The organism is Streptococcus phocae, assembly GCF_001302265.1.
Classification (GTDB): domain Bacteria; phylum Bacillota; class Bacilli; order Lactobacillales; family Streptococcaceae; genus Streptococcus; species Streptococcus phocae.
This window is the reverse complement of record NZ_LHQM01000075.1, coordinates 1-268: the sequence shown is the minus strand read 5'-3', so window position 1 is coordinate 268 and position 268 is coordinate 1. Positions and strand designations below refer to the sequence as shown.

Below are 268 nucleotides of genomic sequence, written 5' to 3'. Positions count from 1 at the left end.
TGGAGGATTACCCAAGTCCGGCTGAAGGGAACGGTCTTGAAAACCGTCAGGCGTGTAAAAGCGTGCGTGGGTTCGAATCCCACATCCTCCTTTTAAACATCGCGGGATGGAGCAGTTAGGTAGCTCGTCGGGCTCATAACCCGAAGGTCGTAGGTTCAAATCCTACTCCCGCAATACATGCTATTATGTAGTTGGCTCGGTAGCTCAGTTGGTAGAGCAATGGATTGAAGCTCCATGTGTCGGCGGTTCGATTCCGTCTCGCGCCATT

General features: G+C 52.2%; 3 tRNA genes. All 3 read left to right on the top strand.

From position 1 onward, the window contains the following. The first annotated feature begins 1 nt into the window (after position 1). The 3 genes from AKK44_RS08425 to AKK44_RS08415 all read left to right on the top strand — a co-directional run bounded on the left by AKK44_RS08425 (position 2) and on the right by AKK44_RS08415 (position 266). Positions 2-91: transfer RNA gene (locus AKK44_RS08425), tRNA-Ser, on the top strand. Between the two features lie 9 nt (positions 92-100). Next, positions 101-174: transfer RNA gene (locus tag AKK44_RS08420), tRNA-Met, on the top strand. A 19-nt stretch (positions 175-193) separates the two neighbouring features. Next, positions 194-266: transfer RNA gene (locus AKK44_RS08415), tRNA-Phe, on the top strand. Positions 267-268 lie beyond the last annotated feature (2 nt).